The 19,967-nt window shown below is 73.3% G+C and carries 10 protein-coding genes; 5 read left to right on the top strand and 5 right to left on the bottom strand.

The genetic code is table 11. From position 1 onward, the window contains the following. Nucleotides 1-502 (bottom strand): cellulose-binding domain-containing protein (locus tag ACXAHD_RS10495; protein WP_475050073.1); only part of this gene is annotated, 502 nt, incomplete at its 3' end. Between the two features lie 473 nt (nucleotides 503-975). On the opposite strand from ACXAHD_RS10495, the gene ACXAHD_RS10500 reads away from it, so the two are divergent. Genes ACXAHD_RS10500 through ACXAHD_RS10520 form a run of 5 tightly spaced genes read left to right on the top strand, consistent with a single transcriptional unit; the run spans nucleotide 976 to nucleotide 7,788 of the window. Beyond that, a complete protein-coding gene (locus ACXAHD_RS10500; protein ID WP_281553705.1) occupies nucleotides 976-1,833 on the top strand; it encodes a glycosyltransferase family 2 protein in 858 nt (285 codons plus the stop codon). A 3-nt stretch (nucleotides 1,834-1,836) separates the two neighbouring features. After that, nucleotides 1,837-2,799 (top strand): glycosyltransferase family 2 protein, encoded by a 963-nt coding sequence (locus tag ACXAHD_RS10505; RefSeq protein WP_281553704.1) that lies wholly within the window; start codon nucleotides 1,837-1,839, stop codon nucleotides 2,797-2,799. Then, nucleotides 2,796-4,109: a glycosyltransferase family 2 protein gene (locus ACXAHD_RS10510; protein WP_289212391.1), complete on the top strand. Its 1,314-nt coding sequence runs from the start codon at nucleotides 2,796-2,798 to the stop codon at nucleotides 4,107-4,109. Before ACXAHD_RS10505 ends, ACXAHD_RS10510 begins: the two co-directional genes overlap by 4 nt. Continuing rightward, entirely contained in the window at nucleotides 4,106-5,461 is a 1,356-nt protein-coding gene (locus tag ACXAHD_RS10515; protein WP_289212390.1) for a lipopolysaccharide biosynthesis protein, read from the top strand. Before ACXAHD_RS10510 ends, ACXAHD_RS10515 begins: the two co-directional genes overlap by 4 nt. Next, on the top strand, nucleotides 5,458-7,788 hold the full coding sequence (locus ACXAHD_RS10520; RefSeq protein ID WP_475050079.1) for a hypothetical protein: 2,331 nt from the start codon (nucleotides 5,458-5,460) through the stop codon (nucleotides 7,786-7,788). The genes ACXAHD_RS10515 and ACXAHD_RS10520 overlap by 4 nt, the downstream gene beginning before the upstream one ends. A gap of 30 nt (nucleotides 7,789-7,818) precedes the next feature. Here the strand turns inward: ACXAHD_RS10520 and ACXAHD_RS10525 are convergent, their stop codons facing one another. The 4 genes from ACXAHD_RS10525 to ACXAHD_RS10540 all read right to left on the bottom strand — a co-directional run bounded on the left by ACXAHD_RS10525 (nucleotide 7,819) and on the right by ACXAHD_RS10540 (nucleotide 19,966). After that, nucleotides 7,819-8,751, bottom strand: a complete 933-nt coding sequence (locus ACXAHD_RS10525) for a glycoside hydrolase family 16 protein (RefSeq protein ID WP_475050081.1) — start codon at nucleotides 8,749-8,751, stop codon at nucleotides 7,819-7,821. Further along, nucleotides 8,748-9,614, bottom strand: a complete 867-nt coding sequence (locus tag ACXAHD_RS10530; RefSeq protein ID WP_281553699.1) for a polysaccharide deacetylase family protein — start codon at nucleotides 9,612-9,614, stop codon at nucleotides 8,748-8,750. The genes ACXAHD_RS10525 and ACXAHD_RS10530 overlap by 4 nt, the downstream gene beginning before the upstream one ends. A gap of 91 nt (nucleotides 9,615-9,705) precedes the next feature. Continuing rightward, a complete protein-coding gene (locus tag ACXAHD_RS10535; protein WP_281553698.1) occupies nucleotides 9,706-10,125 on the bottom strand; it encodes a cold-shock protein in 420 nt (139 codons plus the stop codon). Between the two features lie 271 nt (nucleotides 10,126-10,396). Then, on the bottom strand, nucleotides 10,397-19,966 hold the full coding sequence (locus ACXAHD_RS10540; protein WP_475050084.1) for an SDR family NAD(P)-dependent oxidoreductase: 9,570 nt from the start codon (nucleotides 19,964-19,966) through the stop codon (nucleotides 10,397-10,399). Nucleotide 19,967 lies beyond the last annotated feature (1 nt).

Raw genomic sequence — 19,967 nt, forward strand, 5'->3', positions numbered from 1 at the left:
GCGGCGCGGTGGTAGGCGGGGCGGTCGTCGGCGGCGCCGTGGTGGGCGGGGCGGTCGTCGGCGTGGTGCCACCGTTGCACGCCACCCCGTTGAGGCGGAACACCGTGGGCGCGGTGTTGGTGCCGGAGTAGCTTGCATTGAAGCCGGGGTTGACGCTGGCGTTGGTGCCCAGCGAACCGTTCCACGGGGCGTTCCGAAGAGTCACCCGGGTGCCACTCTGGGTGAACTCACTGTTCCACGCCTGAGTGATCCGCTGGTTGCCGGAGTAGTCCCACTCCAGGGTCCAGCTGCTCAGCGGGTCACCGAGGTTGGTGACGGTCAGGTTGGCGGTGAATCCGGTGTTCCACTGATTGACCGAGTAGTCGACACGGCACCCGGCGGCGGCGCTGGCCTGGGTGGCCGCGACGACGAGTACACCGGAGCCGAGTACGACCGCGGCGGCCGCGGACAGCCCGCGGCGCATCCGCGAGCGCCCGGCGCCGCGTAGTGGGTTCAGGTTCATGCGGAGTTGTCTCCTCGCGACATAACTGGTCGCCGGCGCATCGGCCGGGACCCTGGTGAGGTCGGTGCACCACCTGTCGTCGGACGGACGACTCGGCGGTCGGATCGCCGGCCGGAAGATCCGGTTGCCCTCGGCGAAACAGGTGTGCTTGGCTGGCTCCGCAGCGCCAATCGATCATCATCATGCCATGGGAACGCTCCCACCGCAACCGCCCGGAAACCTGCTGGTGATGGTTCCCCGCCCGGCGCGGCTCAGCGCACACGCCCGACATCACCTGGTGCCGGCCCTAGTCGAACCAACTACGCAACGGCGGATGTGACCCGGCCCACCGACCCGCGCGGCGCCCGAAATAACCGGCATATCAGGTTGTTGACCCCCGGTGATGGACCGCTAAGTCAGTCCGGGCGGCGCGCGAACGGCCCCGCGTCGCCTGGTGTCCCGCACCCTCCCCCCACCCCCCGGAGGACACCGGCATGTCCGTCTACGCCAGCACCCGGGTACACCCGACACCGCCCGCACCGCCGACCCGGCACGGCCCGCACCTGCCGTCGGTGACCGTCGTCATCCCCACCATCAACGAGGAACGGAACCTGCCGCACGTCTTCGCCCGGCTCCCCCGTGACGTCGACGAGGTCGTCGTCGTCGACGGCGGCTCGGTCGACCGCACGGTGCAGGTCGCCCGGGCACTCTGGCCTGCGGTGCGGATCGTCCAGCAGACCCGTACCGGCAAGGGCAACGCTCTCGCCTGCGGGTTCGCCGCCGCAACCAGCGACATCGTGGTCATGATCGATGCCGACGGGTCGACCGACCCGGCCGAGATCCCACGCTTCGTCGCCGCGCTGCTCGCCGGAGCCGACTTCGCCAAGGGTTCCCGCTTCCGCGCCGGTGGCGGCAGCCACGACATCACCCCGCTGCGCCGGCTCGGCAACGAAGGCCTCAACGGCATGGTCAACCTGCTGTTCGGTACCCGGTTCACCGACCTGTGCTACGGCTACAACGCCTTCTGGCGACGGGTGGTCCCAGCGCTGGACCTGCCCGACCCGACCACCCCCCGGCCCGCCGACGGCAGCAAGCTGTGGGGCGACGGTTTCGAGATCGAAACATTGATCAACGTCCGGGTCGCCGCCCACGGGCTGCGGATCACCGAGGTGCCCAGCATCGAGCACCTGCGGATTCACGGCGAGAGCAACCTCGACACGGTGCGCGACGGCACCCGGGTGCTGCGCACCATCCTCAGTGAGTTCGGCCGCGAACGCCGACTGCGCCGGACCCGCCGGCAGCACCGCCGGCAGCGGACCGCCACCGTACCGGTGACCGTCGAGGAGGGCTGAGCGATGCGTCCACCGACCGTCAGCGTGGTGGTCCCGACCCACCACCCGGACCGGCTCGCCGGGCTGCGTAGCGCCGTCGACTCCGTCCGCCGGCAGGATCTCGAGCCGGCCGAGATCATCGTGGTGGTCGACCATCACCCCGCGCTCGCCGACCGGATCAGGCGGGAGCTGCCCACGGTCACCGTGCTCGGCAACGCGTACCAGCGGGGCGTCTCCGGCAACCGCAACACCGGCGCCCGGCACGCCGGCAGCGACCTCGTGGTGTTCCTCGACGACGACGTCGTCGCCCACCCCGGCTGGCTGGCCGGACTGGTCGCCGCGTTCACCGACCCGACGGTGGTCGGGGCCGGCGGCGCCATCGAACCCGCCTGGGAACGGCACCAGCCAGGCTGGTTCCCCGCCGAGTTCCGGTGGGCGGTCGGCGGCTCGTACGCCGGCCAGCCGGTCCGACCCGGACCGGTGCGCAACGTCTGGTCGGCCAGCATGGCGGTACGCCGCGACGCGTTTCTCACCGCCGGCGGTTTCCGCACCGGCTTCGGCAAGGTCGGCAACCGGGCACGGCCCGAGGACACCGAGCTCTGCCTGCGGATGGCCGCGGTCACCGGCGGGCAGTGGTGGTACGTGCCGCAGGCGGTCATCTCGCACGGCGTACCCGCCACGCACAGCACCTTCCGCTACTTCCTGCGCCGCTGCTTCGCCGAAGGCCGCGGCAAGGTCATGATGGCCGGGCTACTCGACGGCGCGCCCAGCCTCGGCGCCGAGCAGGACTACCTGCGCCGTACGCTGCCCGCCGCGCTACGTCGGGAGATCGGCGCGACCCTGCGCGGGCGCGGCCACCGGCACGTCGCCCGGGCCGGCGCCATCCTCGCCGGCACCGCCGCCGCAGCCACCGGCGCGCTGACCGAACTCGCCGGCCGCGCCACCCAGACTCCGTCCCCACCCCCACCGATCGGAGCCGCACGATGAACCCGCGTACCTCCGTGCACCTCCCGGCCGGCACCGCGGACCGGATCCCGGCCACCGTCATCGACCTGGAAGTCACCGACCGGTTCCCGGACGTCCCCGGGACCGACCCGGCCGGCCGCCGGGTGGAACGCGCCTGGCTGCTGGTCCGGCAGTTCACCCAGCCGATCGGCGCGCTGCTGCTCGACGTACCGCCGCACGGGCTGACCGGCGCGGACCTCGCCGCCGCCGTCGACCGGGAGATCCCCCCGGCCGACCGGCCCGAACCCGGCTACCTGACCCGGCGGGCCGAGGTGCTCGACGACGCGCCGCGCATCACCGTGGTCGTCTGCACCCGGGAACGGCCCGCCGGGCTGGCCCGCACCCTGGACAGCGTGCTGGCCCAGCAGTACCCCCGGTTCCGGGTGCTGGTGGTGGACAACGCGCCGGTCAGCGACGCCACCGTCAAGGTCGTCGCCCGGGCCGCCGACGGTGGCGGCGCGACCGCCGACGGCAACGGAACACCAGTTGACTACATCCGTGAACCCCGGCCCGGGCTGTCGCACGCCCGCAACCGGGCGCTGCGCGCCACCGTCGGCGAGATCGTCGCCTGGATCGACGACGACGAGGAGGCCGACCCGCACTGGCTCGCCGAGATCGCCCGCGCCCTGGCCGACCACCCGCAGGCCGACGCGGTCACCGGAGCCATCGCGCCGGCCGAACTGGCCACCGACGCGCAGCTGTGGTTCGAACAGTACGGCGGGCACAGCAAGGGCCGTGGCTTCACACCGGACCTGTTCTCCCCGGCCACCGCGCACCGGCAGAGTCCGCTCTACCCGCTGCCGCCGTTCGGCGCCGGCGGCAACATGGCCTTCCGACCCGGCGTGCTGGAGCGCATCGGCGGCTTCGACACCGCGCTCGGCGCCGGCACCCCCGCGATGGGCTCCGAGGACACCCTGGCCCTGATGCAGGTGCTGGTCGCCGACGGCACCGTCGCCTACCAGCCCAGCGCCCTGGTCTGGCACCACCACCGCCGGGACCTGGCCGGGCTGCGCAACCAACTGGTCGGCTACGGCACCGGACTGACCGCCGCCTACACCAGCCTGCTGCTGCGCGAACCTCGGCTGCTCGGACCGCTGCTGCGGCTGGCCCCGACCGCGCTGCGCGACACGTTCGGCGGCGGTGACGGGCAGCGGTTGGCCGGGCTGCGCGACGACTTCCCCCGCGAGCTGGTCGGCGCCAACCGGCGCGGGCTGCTCGCCGGGCCGGTCGCGTACCTGCGCAGCCGGATGGCCGCCCGGCGGCTGCGCCGTCGGATGCGGGGCTGGCCGTGACCGCCGCCGGCACGACCGTCCCGCCAACGGCGGCGGTGATGGTCCGCCGGCCGGCACTGCTGCGCAGCGCGGCGGCGCTGATGACCTCGACGGTGGCCAGCGCCGCGCTGGGGTTCGTGTTCTGGGTGGTGGCCGCCCGCTGGTTCGCGCCGGAGGCGGTCGGCCGGGCATCGGCGGCGGTGTCGGCGATGACGCTGCTGGCCGGGCTCGCCCAACTCAACCTGATCAACCTGTACGCGCGGTTCCTGCCCGGCGCCGGTCGGCACACCCGCCGGCTGGTGCTCGCCGGATACGCCGCGTCGGCGGCGATGTCCCTGCTGCTCAGCGGCGGGTTCCTGGCCCTCGGCATGGGCACCGGCATCATCGGCCCGGCACCGACGCAGCGGCTGCTCTTCGTCGCCGCCGTGGTCGGCACGGCGATCTTCTTCATCACCGACGGAGTGCTGACCGCGCTGCGGCGGGCCGGCAGCGTACCGGCGAAGAACGTGATCGCGTCCACCGCCAAGGTTGCGCTGTTGCCGCTGCTGGCCGGCACCGCCGCCGGTGACGGGATGCTGCTCGCCTGGTCGGCGCCGATGCTGGCGACCATGCTCGGGGTCAACTGGTGGGTGCTGGCCCGGCTCGCCCCGGCGCACGCCCGAAGCGCTCCGGAGGCGCCGGCTCCGGCCCGGCGGGAGCTGCTCGGCTTCGCCTCCGCCGAGTACGTCAACGGGCTGCTCACCAACGCGGTCGCGTACCTGCCGCCGGTGCTGGTGGCCAGCGTGCTGGGCGCCACCGCCAGCGCCTACTTCTACATCCCGTGGGTGATCGGGGTGGCCGGCAGCACCCTGCTGTGGAACGTCGTCACCTCGTTCGTGGTCACCGCGTCCAGCGACGCGGCGGCGGCCCGGGCGCACGTCGACCGGGCGGTCCTGCTGGTCGCCGCGGTGGTGCTGCCGGGTGCGGCGGTGCTCGCCGGGGCGGCCGGGCCGCTGCTGCGGCTGCTCGGCGGGCAGTACGCCGCCGAGGGTGCCGACACGCTGCGACTGATCGGGCTGTCACTGCCGTTCACCGGGGTGATCCTGCTCTACTGCGCGTTCGCGATGATGGAGAAGCGGATGTGGCCGGTGGTGACCGTGCAGTCGGTCGGCATCGCCGCGTTCCTGCTGGTCAGCTGGGTCGGGTTGCCCCGGGTCGGAATCATCGCGCCGGCGGCCGCGCTGTGTACGGCACAGGCCGCAGTGGCGATCGTGCTGCTTCCCGGGCTGATCCGCCGGTACCGGGCGACCGGCGACGCGACGAGCGCCCCGGCCTGGGCCCGACGTACCGCCGAGTCCGAGACCGTTACCGCCGACACCGGAGGTGCCGGATGACCGATCTCGCCCTGCGCCCCGTCCGCCCGCTCCCCCAGGCACCGGCAGCCGGGCCGGCCGTCGACACCGCGCCTGGTGTCCACACCGCGCCAGCTGTCGACACCGCACCCGACCCGCGTGCCGGCCGGACCGGTCAGGCGGGCACCGGTCTGGTCGTCGCGGTCCTGGCGCTGCTCGGTCTGGCAGCCGGCGGCCCGTGGCAGGCCCCGACTGCGGTCGCGTTCGCCGCCCTGGGCCCCGGTGCCGCGCTGCTCAGTCACCTGACCGTCCGGCCGGCGGCGACCCGGTGGGCGACGACCGTACTGGCCAGCCTGGCCGGTTACGCAGCCGTGGCCACCGGATCGGTCTGGGCCGGCTGGTGGCAGCCCAGGCTGGCCGTCGGCGCGCTGGCGGTGGCGGTGGCGGCCGTCAGCGCCGCCGGCCTGCTCCGCATCACGCGGGCCGGCCACGGCCACGGTTCCCGCCCCGGGCCGGTCCGACGGTGGCCGTACGCCCGGCGGGCGGGCCTCGCCGGGCGCCCGGCTGTCGCACGGCGGCCGCTGCTGGCGCATGCCGTGGTGATCGGTGCGGCGTTGGCGCTGTGGTGGATCGCGGTGTCCCGCACCGATGTGGCGCAGGTGGGCGGTTTCGGGCTGCTCGGCGCCGTCAGTCCGGTCTTCCTGGCCGCGCTGGCGCTCACCGTCGCCGGCTTCGTCGCCGCGCTCGCCGGGCTGCGGCCCACCGCCGACCGGCCTACCGCCGCCGACCGGGCCACCGGGCGCGGGCTGGCTGCCGCCGGCTACCTGGTGCTGCTGGTCGTGCTGCTGCACGGCACCACCCCGCTGCTGCTGGACCAACCGCAGTACGCCTGGACGTACAAGCACCTAGGGGTGATCGACCTCATCGCAGCCGGCAACCCGGTCGACTCGGCGACCGACATCTACCAGCAGTGGCCGGCGTTGTTCGCCGGTGCCGCCCAGCTCGGCGCGGCCGGTGGCATCGCCCCGGCGGCGCTGGCCGACTGGTCGCCGGTCTTCTTCAACCTGGCCGCCGCCCCGGTGCTGTACGCCATCGCCCGTACCCTCGCCGACGACCGGCGGGTGGCGTACCTGACCGTGTTCGGGTTCTTCGCGGTCAACTGGGTGGAAGAGGACTACCTGTCCCCGCAGGCATTCGGTTTCCTGCTCAGCCTCGGGGTGCTGCTGATCGTGCTGACCTGGCTGCGCTCGCCGACCGGTGGCAGCGCATCGGACCGCCGAGATGGACCGGACCGCCGGGTCCGGGGCTGGGCGACAGTGGCGGCGTTGGCGCTGCTGGCCGTGCTCACCGCCGCCCACCAGCTGTCGCCGTACCTGGTGGTGGCGCAGGTGGCCGTGCTGGCCGCGCTGCGGCTGGTCCGGCCCCGCTGGCTGCCGCTGGCGATGGGCGCGGTCGTGCTCGGCTACCTGCTGCCCCGGTTCGGGTTCGTGTCGGAGGCGTTCGGCGTCTTCGACGGGTTCGACATCTTCGCCAACGCCGCCGGCAACGCCGAGAGCTGGGGTTCGACCGGGCAGGCGTTCTCGGCGATCGTGGTCCGTACGCTCGCGCTGACCGTCTGGGCGCTGACCGTGCTGGCGGTGCTGGCGTACCGTCGCCGGCTGCGTACCGTGCTGGTGCCGGCGCTGCTGGCCGCCACGCCGTTCGTCCTGCTCGCGGCGCAGAGCTACGGCGGCGAGGCGATCTACCGGGTGTTCCTGTTCTCCGCGCCGTGGTGCGCCTTCCTGATCGCCCGCGCGGTTGTCGACCGGGCCGACCTGCGTCGGGTTGACCGCGCCGACCAGCGTCGGGTTGGCCGGCGTCGGCGGTGGCTGGGGCCGGTCGCGGCGGTGGCGGTCGCTGTGGCGCTCGGCGGCTTCGCCCTCGGTACGGTGCAGGGTCGGCACGGGCAGTTGGCCGTGGACCGGCAGACCGCCGACGAGGTGGCCGCCGCCCGCCAGCTGTACGCCGCCGCCGAGCCCGGTGCCACCATCGCCGTTGCCACGTCCAACTTTCCCAGTCGGCTGACGGCGGCGTATCCGGGGTTCAACACCGATGTGCCGGCTGGCGAGCCGGACCTGGTGGTCGGGGCGCAACTGCGCGGCGCCGCGCTGGACGGCGAGCACCTGCCGACGATCGAAGAGTTCCTCGGCTCGTTCGCCGGCGACCCGGCGTACCTGGTGGTCAGCGACGGTATGCGGCGGCAGTCCGACTACTTCGGCTACTTTGCGCCCGGGTCGTTGGACCGCCTGGAGCGGTTGCTCGACGGCCGGGACCGTTGGTCGGTCTTCCAGCGCAGCGACGACGTCACCGTCTACCGGTACGCCGGGTGACGGTGCCGACAGCGGACGCCCTGCCGGGCATCAGGCCGGAGCGTAGATGGCGACCCAGTCGATCTGGAGGTTGACCACGTCCGGTGTCGTCTCGTCCGGGCAGGCCTCCCAGGTGTGCCCGCAGTACCACGCCTGGCTCTGCAGAGCGAGCGCCATCGGCTCGTCGGGCACCTGTGCGCCGGTGACCGTCGCCCAGGGCTCGCCGTCCAGGGTGTAGACCAGCCGGTCCGGCGTCCACTCCAGACCGGCGGTGTGCCAGCGGGTGAAGTCGCCGCCGACGTCATGCCCGATCCGGTCGCCGGTCACCGGATGCAGCACCCCGTACATCCGGTCCCGGCCCTTGCCGTTGTCCTCGGCGATGTCGATCTCCGGCGGATAGACGTTGTCGCCCGGCCAGAGCAGCAGCGCGTACGCGATCCCGGTGCCCTGGTCCATCCGGAACCGGATGTCGTACCGGCCGTAGCTGCGGGTCACCGCCCGCCGATTGGACACCCCGCCGGTGACGTAGATGTTGTCCCGGCTGGCTTCCCGCCAGCCGCCGATGGTGAGCATGCCGGCGCCGACCGACACGTGGCCCGGGTCGAACCAGCCGCCCGGATCACCGTCCGGCTGCCCGGAGTAGGCGAACCAGTCGTCGCTCAGCTCGGTGCCGTCGAAGTCGTCGACGAAGATCTGCCGCCAGCCGGGCAGATCGCCGGTGGGCAGGGCGATCCCGGACGGGTTCGTCGTCCGGTCGCCGCCGGCCGTGGTGGGTGGCTGCCCGGCCGGCGGCGGTCCGCCGCCGGAGTCCGGCTGGCCGGTCCCGTCGGGCTGACCAGGCTGGCTGGTCTGGTCGGGCTGGTCGGGTTGGTTGGCACGGTGCTGCAGTAGCGGAACCAGCACACCGAGGGTCAGGACCAGCGTGGCAAGGCCGGCCGCGACCGCCAGCAGGCCGCCGCGCCGCCACCAACGGCGGGCCGTCACGTCAACTGCCGGCCGGCCCGCCGGGCCACCCGCCGGGTCAACCGCCAGGCGGGCTGGGCCAGTCGTTTCGCCTGCGGCACCATCCGAGGTCCGCCGGTGCGGACCAGGTCGAGCAGCGCGGTGCCGTCGTGGTCACCGGTCGGCAGCAGCCGGGGTACGGCGAGCCGCCGGTCGCCCGGCCGGTACCGCCGTCGGCCCACCTCGCACGCGTTGTCGTGCCCGGCCCGGCGGACCGCCGCCCGGACCCGCCAGTCGTGGTAGCCGTGCGGGTAGCAGAACGACCGGACCGGGATGCCGAACCGCTGTTCGAGACGGTCCCGGGCGACGACGATCTCGTCCGCCGCCCGCTGCGGCGGCAGGACGTCGAGCGGATGGTGCAGCAGACCGTGCGAGCCGATCTCGACCCGGCCCGACCCGGCCACCTCGTCCAACTGGGTCCAGTCCAGCAGCGGGCCGAACTCGTCGGCCCACTGGCCCAGCCAGTCGGCGTACTGCCCGAGGTGCCCGACCGACGGGTAGAGGGTGGCCCGGGCGTTCGCGGCGTCCAGCAGCGGCAGCGCGCGGGTGAGGAAATCGGCGTACCCGTCGTCGAAGGTGAGCGCGACCATCGACGGAGCCGGCCGGTTGCGGTCGATCGCCGCGTCGTCGAGCAGGTCGAGCGCCTCGCTGAGGCCTACCATCCGATATCCGGCGTCGGCGAGCGCGGCGAGTTGCTCGGCGAACCGGGCCGGCCCGACGGCGAGTGACCGCAGCGGCCCCCGGGCCGCCGAAGTGATCGAGTGGTACATCAGCACGGGCAGCGCCGGTCGCGCGGCGCTCGGGCTTGCCGCGGGGCTGTACGCCGGAGGCTCGGACCCGGTCATCCGGGCTGTCTACCCGACCTGCGCGGGGCAAACCTGCTTTCCGCCCCTGCTCCTTGTCGGCCGTGCTCGGCGGTAGCGGGTGGTCGGGAAGTCAGTCGACCCAGCCGCACTTGCGGGAGAACCGCAGCAGGTGCCCACGCAACTCGACGATCTGCGCACCGGTGAGGTACGACGCGTCGGACAGCAACAGCTCGGTGATCCGCTGCAGGTACTCCGGCTCGGAGAAGATCTCGCAGAGCTCGTCGTCGCCGCCCTCGCCGGAAGCGCCCGCCGTACGACCGCCCGGGCCCCCGGTGGGAGCGGTGGCATCATCGATGATCTCGACGTCGTACGCTTTCGGCCCCCGGCCGCCGTCGATCACCTTGAACGACACGCGGGTGCCGGTAGCCACCCGGATTCCCCGTTGGGTCAACTCCCCGGCGTGGACGAAGACGTCGTCGCCACCGTCGTCCGGTGCGATGAAACCGTACCCACGGCCCTCGTCGAACCGCACCACCCGACCGACACCCATGCCAACTCCTCCTACCGAACCACCTCGGCCACCACCGGCCGTCGACCACCGAACTCGTCCGGACCAACCGCTGCCGCCGGAGCCGGGCCCGTCACACTCACCGACTTTGACAGTGTCGCACTCCCTCGCCGGCGAAGGGGGCCGCCGGCTCGACCCGGTCCCGGTGGAACCCGCGACCCACCGCGACGGGGCACCACCTGCGGCCGGTCGAACCAGCCAAGGATCTCACTCGTAGGGCGCGTCACCGGCCAGCGACCCACCGACGAAGACCTCAGCGGGACCGGCCGAGTTCCCCGTCCAACAGCTCGAACAACTCCTCGGCGCTCGACGAACCCAACTCGTCGGCGGTCGACCCCGTCCTGTCTGGAGGTGGAGCCAGCCGTCCCGCCAACGCCTGCAGGCGTGCCGCCAACGCCAGGCGCTGCTCGTCGCCGGGACCGACCCCGGCGAGCGCCGCTTCCAGGGTCGCTTCGAGGGTCGCCAAGTGCTCGCCGATCCGGCGGGACTCGTCGGCGCCGAACTCGGCGGTCAGATGGTCCGCGACGGCGGCGACACTCGGATAGTCGAAGATCAGCGTGGCCGGCAGCTTCCGCCCGGTTGCACCGGTCAGTCGGTTGCGCAGCTCCAGCGCGGTCAACGAATCGAATCCGATGTCGAGGAACCCCTGCTCGGCGGAGACCGCGTCGGCTCGATCATGGCCGAGCACCGCCGACGCATGTGCCCGCACCAGCTCGAGCAGCACGGCGCGGCGCTCTGTCGCCGGCAGGTCCGCGAGCCGATCGGCACCGTCGGTAGCCACCGGTGCGGTACCCGCACCGGCCGGGACACCCGCGCCCGTGGGCGAGGCACCCGCAGGTGACGTCGTCGAGGCGGCGAGCGGTCCGGCCGGCACCGGCGTGACCGGGCCGGTCAGGCCGAGGAACACCGGTGCCGTCGCCCAGCCTTCGGCACGCAGCGCCGCGACGTCGAACTTGGCCGGCACGAGCACGTCGGCGTCACTGGCGAGCGCGGTGTCCAGCAGCGCGAGCCCTTCCTCGGCCGACAGCGGCAGCAGTCCGGACCGGGAGAGCCGACCGCCATCGACCGTGGACAGTCGAGCTGCCATGTCGTCTCCGGTCGCCCACCGACCCCACAGCAGCGACTGTGCCGTCAGCCCGCGTGCGTGCCGATGCTGGGCGAGCCCGTCGAGAAACGCGTTGGCCGCCGCGTAGTTGGCCTGCCCGGCCGCGCCGCCGACACTGGCGACCGACGAGAAGAGCACGAACGCGGACAGTTCGGAGTCGGCGGTGAGCTCGTGCAGATGCCAGGCGGCGTCCACCTTGGCCCGCAGGACGGCGGAGATCCGCTGCGGGGTCAGCGCCGTCAGCACCCCGTCGTCGAGCAGGCCGGCCGCGTGCACGACCGCGGTCAGCGGGTACGCGGCCGGCACACCGGCCAGCAGCTCGCCGACCGCGTCGCGATTGGCGACGTCGCAGGCCACGACCGCGACCTCGGCCCCCATGCCGGTCAGTTCGGCCACCAGCTCGGCGGCGCCCGGCGCCTGACCTCCCCGACGGCTGACCAGCAGCAGACGCCGTGCGCCGTACGTGGCGACGAGGTGGCGGGCCACGACCGCGCCGAGACCACCGGTGCCGCCGGTGATCAGCACCGTCCCGTCCGGCGGCAGGGCGCGCCGCGCGGGCGACGGTGGCACCGGTGCCACCGTCAGCCGGGGCACCAGCAGCTCCCCGCCCCGGATCGCCAGCTCGGTCTCCCCGCTGGCCAGGGCGGCGGGGAGCACCTGTGCGGACTCGGCCCGCCCGTCCTGGTCGACCAGGAGAAACCGGTCGGGGTTCTCCGCCTGCGCCGCGCGGACCAGACCCCACACCGCAGCGGCGGCGAGGTCGACGTCAGGATCGTCCGGCCCACCCGCGACAGCCCCACCACCTGCCCGTACGCTCACCGCGCCGCGCGTGACGATGGCCAACTTGGCTGCCGCGTACCGTTCGTCGGCTAGCCAGTCACACAACGCGTCGTGGATCCGTGTCACGCTCTGGTGGGTCGCGGCGACCGGATCATCCGCCGGCAGTTCGTCGGCGGACGCGCACCGCAGCACGACCGGCACCGGATCGAGCTGTCCGGGTGGGCGGGCGTCCCATTCGAGGTACGGTGCGGCGTCCGGCGCCGACCGGGGCCCGGCCTGCCACCGCAGTTCGTGGACGGCCCCGGCCGGCTCGCTGGTCGACGGCAGCGCCCGGGCCACGATCGTCTCGATCTGGGCGACGGGCTCTCCCGCCACGTCGGCGAGCGTCAGCGACAGATCGCGTTCACCGACGGGGGCGATGCGCGCCCGTACCGTCTCGACACCGGCGTGCCGCAGGGTGACCCCCCGCCAGCTGAACGGCACCTCCACCGGCCCGTCACCGTCGAGCAGGACGTGGGTGGTCGCGTCGAGCACGGCCGGGTTCAGGGTGAACCGGTCCATGGCCGCGTCGGCCACGGACACCTCGACGAAGACCTCGGTGCCCCGGCGCCATGCCGCCCGTACCGCCTGGAACGACGGGCCGTATCCGAGGCCGCGCTCGGCGAGCCGCCCGTACAGGGCGTCGATCGGCAGCGGTACGGCGTCGGGTGGCGGCCATTCGTCCAGCCGTGGCCCCGGCGGCGGGCTGTCCGACGGACCGGTGGGCCGGATACTGCCCGACGCGTGCTGGCGCCAGACGGCGTCGCGCGCTTCGTTGCGGTCCCGGGAGTGGATGCTCAGTTGCCGTACCCCGGCCGGGTCGGCTGCGGTGACGACTACCTGGACGTCCACGCCGCCCTCGCCGAGGGTCAGTGGCGCGTGCACGGTGAGCTCGTCGATCCGCGCGCAGCCGATCTCGGCCGCGGCGGACAGGGCCAGATCGATGAAGCCCGCGCCGGGAAAGAGCACCTGCCCGTCCACCCGGTGGTCGGCCAGCCAGGGCTGGCTGGCCAGGGCCAGCCTGCCGGTAAAGTGCTTCACGCCCGGCTCCGGGGTGCTCAGTCCGGCGCCGAGCACCGGGTGGCCGATCGCGTCGAGGCCGATCGCGGCGGGGTCGCTCGCCCAGCTCCGGCTGCTGATCCAGTAGCGCTGGTGGTCGAAGTGGTGCGTCGGCGGCTCCACCCCCCAACCCACAGCCACATCCCCCGGCGCCTCCTCCACGATCACATGCGCGTTCGTCCCACTCAACCCGAACGACGACACCCCCGCCCGACGCGGTCCGTCGGTACCCGGCCACGGCCGCGCCATGGTCAACAGCCGCACCCCACCCGCCGACCAGTCCACATGCGACGACGGCTCCGACACATGCAACGACCGCGGCAACACCCCCGCCCGCAACGCCATCACCATCTTGATCACACCACCCACACCCGCCGCCGCCTGCGCATGACCGATGTTCGACTTCAACGACCCCAACCACAACGGACGATCCGCGTCCCGACCCCGCCCATACGTCGCCAACAACGCCTGCGCCTCGATCGGATCCCCCAACCGCGTCCCCGTACCATGCGCCTCCACCACATCCACACCCCCCGCCGACACACCCGCCACCGCCAACGCCCGCCGAATCACCCGCTCCTGCGCCGGACCCGACGGCGCCGTCAACCCGTTCGACGCACCATCCGAACCCACCGCACTACCCCGCACCACCGCCAACACCCCATGACCACGACGCCGCGCATCCGACAACCGCTCCACCACCAACACACCCACCCCCTCCGACCACGCCGTCCCGTCCGCGTCATCCGAGAACGACTTGCACCGCCCATCCGGCGCCAACCCACGCTGCTCGCTGAACTCGACGAACATGCTGGGCGTCCCCATGACAGCGACCCCACCGGCCAGGGCCAGCTCGCACTCACCCGAACGCAACGCGTCGACCGCCAGATGCAACGCCACCAACGACGACGAACACGCCGTGTCCACCGACACCGCCGGCCCCTCCAGACCCAGGTGGTACGCCACCCGACCGGAGACCACGCTGCCGGCGCTGCCGGTCGGGCCGTAGTCGTGGTACATCACCCCGGCGTAGACACCGGTACGACTACCCGCCAACGACGCCGGCTCCACCCCCGCCCGCCGCAACGCCTCCCACGACACCTCAAGAAACAACCGCTGCTGCGGATCCATCTCCCGCGCCTCACGCGGACCCACCCCGAAGAACCCCGCATCGAACCCCGCCGCGTCATACAGGAACCCACCACGACGCACATACGACCGCCCCACCCGACCCGGCCGAGGATCGAACAACGCCTCCGTGTCCCACCCCCGGTCCACCGGAAACTCACCAGTCGCATCCCCCTCACCCACCACCAGATCCCACAACCCCTCCGGCGAGACCACCCCACCGGGGAACCGGCACGCCATCCCCACGATCGCGATCGGGTCGTCCTCCGGTGCGTCGGCCGGGGCCGCGGTGGCCGTACCGGCGGGTCCGGTCAGGGCGGCCGGGCTGACGCCGGCGTGGCGGTCGAGTTCGGTGCCGAGGAAGTCGGCCACCGACTGGCTGTTCGGATGGTCGAACACCAGGGTCGCCGGCAACCTGACCCCGGTGGCGCCTTCGAGCTGGTTACGCAGTTCCAGCGCGCTCAGCGAGTCGAAGCCGAGTTCGGCGAACGCCCGCCGGGGGGCGACCTGCTCCGGTCCGGCGTGTCCCAACACCGTGGCGACGTGGCGGCGTACCAGGTCGAGCAGCCGCCGGTCGCGGTCGGCACCGCTGACGTCGGTGAACGGCCCTGCCGATGAGCGCTGCTCGAGGCCCGCGCCGGTACCGGTGGCGGCCAGATCCCGCAGCAGCGCCGGCACCTGATCGGTACGGGCGGCCAGCGCGCGCTGGTCGATCCGCACCGGCAGCACCAGCGCGGCGTCGGCGGCGAAGGATGCGTCGGCCAACGCCAGCCCGTCGTCGACCGGCAGCGCCGGCAGCCCGAGCCGGGTCATCCGGCGGCGGTCGGCCTCGGTGAGCGCGGCGCCCATGCCGGTGGCGGTGTCCCACAGCCCCCAGGCGAGGCTGACCGCCGGTAGGTTCTCGGCCCGGCGGTGCGCGGCGAGCGCGTCCAGGAAGACGTTCGCCGTGGCGTAGCCGCCCTGGCCGGCGGCGAGCAGCGTACCGGCCGCCGACGAGAACAGCACGAACGCGGCCAGCGGCAGCTCCCGGGTCAGCTCGTGCAGGTGCCAGGCCCCGTCGACCTTCGCCGCGAGCGTGGACTCCATCTGTCGACCGGTGAGGGTCTCCAGCGTGCCGGCGTCGGCGACACCGGCGGCGTGCACCACCGCCGTCAACGGATGGTCAACATCGATCCCCGCCAACACACCCGCCACCGCACCCCGGTCCGCCACATCACACCCGACAACCCTGACCCGCGCCCCCAACCCCGACAACTCAGCACACAACTCCCCCACACCCGGCGCACCCGACCCACGCCGACCCACCAGCACCAGATGCCGCACCCCGTGCACCCGCACCAGATGCCGCGCCACCAGACCACCCAGACCACCCGTACCACCAGTGACCAGCACCGTGCCGTCGCTGGCGAAGCCCGGTGGCGCGGCCGGGGGCGTGGGAACCAGTCGGGGGGACAGAATCCGGTTGCCGCGTACGGCCAGCTCCGGCTCATCGGTGGCGATGGCCCGACGCAGCGTCGCGCCGTCGACATGTCCGTCCACGTCAATCAGTTGAATCGCGCCGGGGTGCTCGGCCTGTGCGGCGCGCAACAGCCCGTACAGCGGGGCGACAGCCAGATCACCGACCCCGTCTCCGGCGGTGGTGGGCACCGCCGCGGTGGTCAGCACCACCAGGCGGGTCGCGGCCAGCCGGGGTTCGGTCAACCACCGACGCAGTACGGTGAGCAACCCGGTGACGTTGGACCGGAGCCGTGGCAGCAGCGTGCCGCCCGACGTCGCGGTGAGCGTCTCGACGCGCACGCACACGATCATCGGTGCCGCCGCACCCGGGAAGCCGTCGGCAGCGTCTGCGCCGGCGATGTCGACGTCGTCAGCGGCGACGGCCGCCAGCAGACCGTCCAGGTCGGGGTGCACGTGGCCGCCCAGGTCGAGATCGTCGCCGATCGCGTCCACCCGCCCGGGCAGCGGCTCGTCACGGTGACCGGCCGCGGCCGGCCGCCAGCCGATCGTGAACAGCGCGTCCCCCACTGCCGGGTGTGTCGCCGCCAACTGGTCACGGGACACCGGCCGGGCGATGATGGACCGCACCGACGCGACCGGGCGGTCGTCGGTGTCAGTGACGACGAGTCTCGTCTCGACGTCACCGCGAACCCTGGTCAGCCGGACCCGGACCGCCCGGACGCCGACCGCGGCGAGCTTGAAGTCCGACCAGGTGAACGGCAGCAGCGCCACGTCCTGGTCGTCGTCGACGAGCAGCCCGACGTGCAACGCGGCGTCCAGCAGCGCGGGATGCAGGCCGTATCCGGCGGCCGGTTCCGGCAGGGACACCTCGGCGAAGAGCTCGTCGCCGCGTCTCCAGGCGGCGGTGAGACCGCGGAACGCCGGGCCGTACCGGTAGCCCCGGCGGGCGAGCCGGTCGTACGCCTCGGCCGCCGGCAGCGCGGTCGCACCCGGCGGCGGCCACTCCGGCTGGCCGTGCTCGGTGGCCCGGGTCACGCCGGCCAGGTCCGACCTGGACGGGTTCGACGTGACTAGGTCCGACGTGGACCGATCCGTCGTAGTCAGATCCGATGCAGACGAATCCGATGCGGACGTTTCGACGCCGTTCGGGATCCCGGCGGCCGCCGGGGCGAGCGAGCCGACGGCATGGCGGGTCCAGGCACCGGTGTCGTCGAGCCGGGAGAAGATCTGCACCGACCGGATCCCGGCGTGGTCCGCCGCCCCCACCAGCACCTGCAGCGCCGCGCCGCTGCCGGCCGGCAACACCAGCGGTGTCTGCAGCGCGAGCTCCCGCAACAGATCGCAACCCACGTGCTCGCCGGCCCGTCGGGCGAGTTCGACGTACGCGCTGCCGGGCACCAGGACGGTGCCGAGCACCTCGTGGTCGGCCAGCCAGGGTTGCCGCGTCGGCGAGAGCCGTCCGGACAGGACGACACTGTCGGCGTCCGGCGCGGGTACCACGACCGACAGCAGCGGGTGCGCCAGCGGGGTCATCCCGATTGACTCGACGTCGGTCGGCGTGGTGTCGCGGGGTGGCAGCCAGAAACGCTGATGCTGGAACGGGTAGGTGGGCAGCGGCACCCCAGGGCGCCGGTCCGCGCCGAGCACCGCCGACCAGTCCACCGGGCATCCGTTGACGTAGGACCGGGCGAGCGCGCCGAGCAGTTCCTCGGGCTCCGGCCGGGCGCGGCGCATCGTGGCGGCGAACGTCCGCCCGGTCGGCTCGACACAGCGCATCGCCAGCGGCGCCAGCACCGCGTCGGGCCCGACCTCGACGAAAGTGGTGGCACCGGCCTCGACCAGTGCCCCGACGGCGTCACGGAAACGCACCGTGCCGCGCACCTGGCGTACCCAGTACTCGGCGTTGCCCAACACCGAGCCGTCGGCCAACGCGCCGGTCGCTGTGGAGACCAGGGCGATGTCCGGCTCGGCGTAGTCGAGTGCGGCGGCGGTGCGCGCGAACGCGGGCAGCATCGGCTCCATCAACGGCGAGTGGAACGCATGCGACACCGACAGCCGGATCGTCCGGTGTCCGAGCTTCTCGCATTGGGCCACCGTCGCCAGGACGGCGGACTCCTGCCCGGAGACCACCACCGACGCCGGCCCGTTGACGGCGGCCAGCGACGCGCCGTCGACCAGCAGCGGCTCCACCTGCCCGGCGGCGGCGGACACGGCGACCATCGCCCCGCCAGGGGGCAGCGCCTGCATCAGCCGCCCCCGGGCCGCCACCAGGCGGCACGCGTCCGGCAGCGTCAGTACGCCGGCCACCTGCGCGGCGGCGATCTCACCGATGGAGTGTCCGCAGACGAAGTCCGCCCGTACGCCCCAGGCGGCGAGCAGCCGGTAGAGGCTCACCTCGATGGCGAAGACCGCGGCCTGGGTGTACGCCGTCTGGTCGAGCAGGGCCGCCTCGGCGCTGCCCGGCTCGGCCCACATGACGGAGCGCAACGGCCGGTCGAGTTGGGGGTCGAGCAGTTGGCAGATCTCGTCCAGGGCGACGGCGAACGGCGCGTACCGCTGGTACAGCTCGCGGCCGGCGCCGAGGCGCTGCGAGCCCTGTCCGGTGAACAGCAACGCGGTGCCGCCCGCGGTGTTCTCGCCCTGCCAGACACCGGGGCCGCCGCGGCCGTCGGCCAGCTGGCGCAGGCCGTCGACGAGGTCGGCACGGCTGGTGACGACGAGCGCCGCCCGGTAATCCATCACGGTACGCGCGGCGGCCAGGGTGGTGGCGACAGCGGCCGGTGACTCCTGCGGCACGGCGTCGAGCCGGTCGAGCAGCCGTGCCGCCTGTTCCCGTACCGCCTGCGCCGACCGGGCCGACAGCGGCACCGCGACCGGTCCTTCGGCCGGGCGGTCCGCGGCCGGCGCCGGATCCGGGTCGCCTTCCTCGATCACCACGTGGGCGTTGGTGCCGCCGATACCGAAGGAGGAGACCGCAGCGCGGCGCGGCCGTTCGCCGGCAGGCCAGTCCTGCGCCTCGGTGAGCAGTTGGACGGGCCCGGCCGACCAGTCCACCTGCCGGCTGGGGCGGTCGGCGTGCAGGGTACGGGGAAGCGTCCGGTGGCGCATCGACTCGACCATCTTGATGACGCCGCCGACCCCGGCGGCGGCCTGCGTGTGGCCGATGTTCGACTTCAACGAGCCGAGCCACAGCGGCCGTCGTCGGCCGCGGCCGTACGTGCTGAGCAGCGCGTGGGCTTCGATCGGGTCGCCGAGGGTGGTGCCGGTGCCGTGCGCCTCGACCACGTCGACGTCGTCGGGGCGCAGACCGGCGCTGTCCAGGGCCTGGTGGATGACGCGTTGCTGGGCGCTCCCGTTCGGCGCGGTCAACGCGCTGCTGGCCCCGTCCGAGTTGACCGCACTGCCCCGCACCACCGCGAGGATCCGGTGGCCGTTGCGGCGGGCCGCAGAGAGCCGCTCGACGACCAGCACCCCGGCACCTTCGGCCCATCCGGTGCCGTCGGCGTCGTCGGAGAACGACTTGCACCGGCCGTCGGCCGCCAGTCCGCGCTGCCGGCTGAACTCGATGAACGTCTCCGGCGTCGCCATCACCGTGACCCCGCCCACCAGGGCGAGCGGGCACTCGCCCCGGCGTACCGACTGGATCGCCCAGTGCAGCGCGACCAGCGAGGACGAGCAGGCCGTGTCGACGGTGACGGCCGGCCCTTCCAACCCCAGCGTGTACGCGATCCGGCCGCTGATGAGGCTCCCGTCGCTGCCACCGGCGCCGTAGTCGTGGTACATCACGCCGGCGAAGACACCGGTGCGGCCGCCCCGCAGCGAGCGGGGGTCGATGCCGGCGTTCTCCAGGGCTTCCCAGGACACTTCGAGCAACTGTCGCTGCTGGGGGTCCATGGCGGTGGCCTCGCGGGGGCTGATGCCGAAGAAGTCGGCGTCGAAGCCGGCGGCGTCGTACAGGAAGCCACCCGAGCGGGTGTAGCTACGCCCCGGCTTGCCGGGTTCGGGGTGGTAGAGCGATTCGACGTCCCAGCCCCGGTCGGTGGGGAACGGGCCGATCGCGTCCCGCCCGGCGGCGACCAGATCCCACAGCTGTGCGGGCGAGCCGACGCCACCCGGGTAGCGGCAGCCCATACCGACGATGGCCACCGGCTCGGCGGCGGCGGCCGTGATCGCCTCGTTCTCCCGACGCAACCGGTCATTGTCCAGCATGGACTTCCGGAGGGCCTCGACGATTTCTGCGACAGATGCTTCCACG

The organism is Micromonospora sp. ABR4_055 (assembly GCF_056160425.1).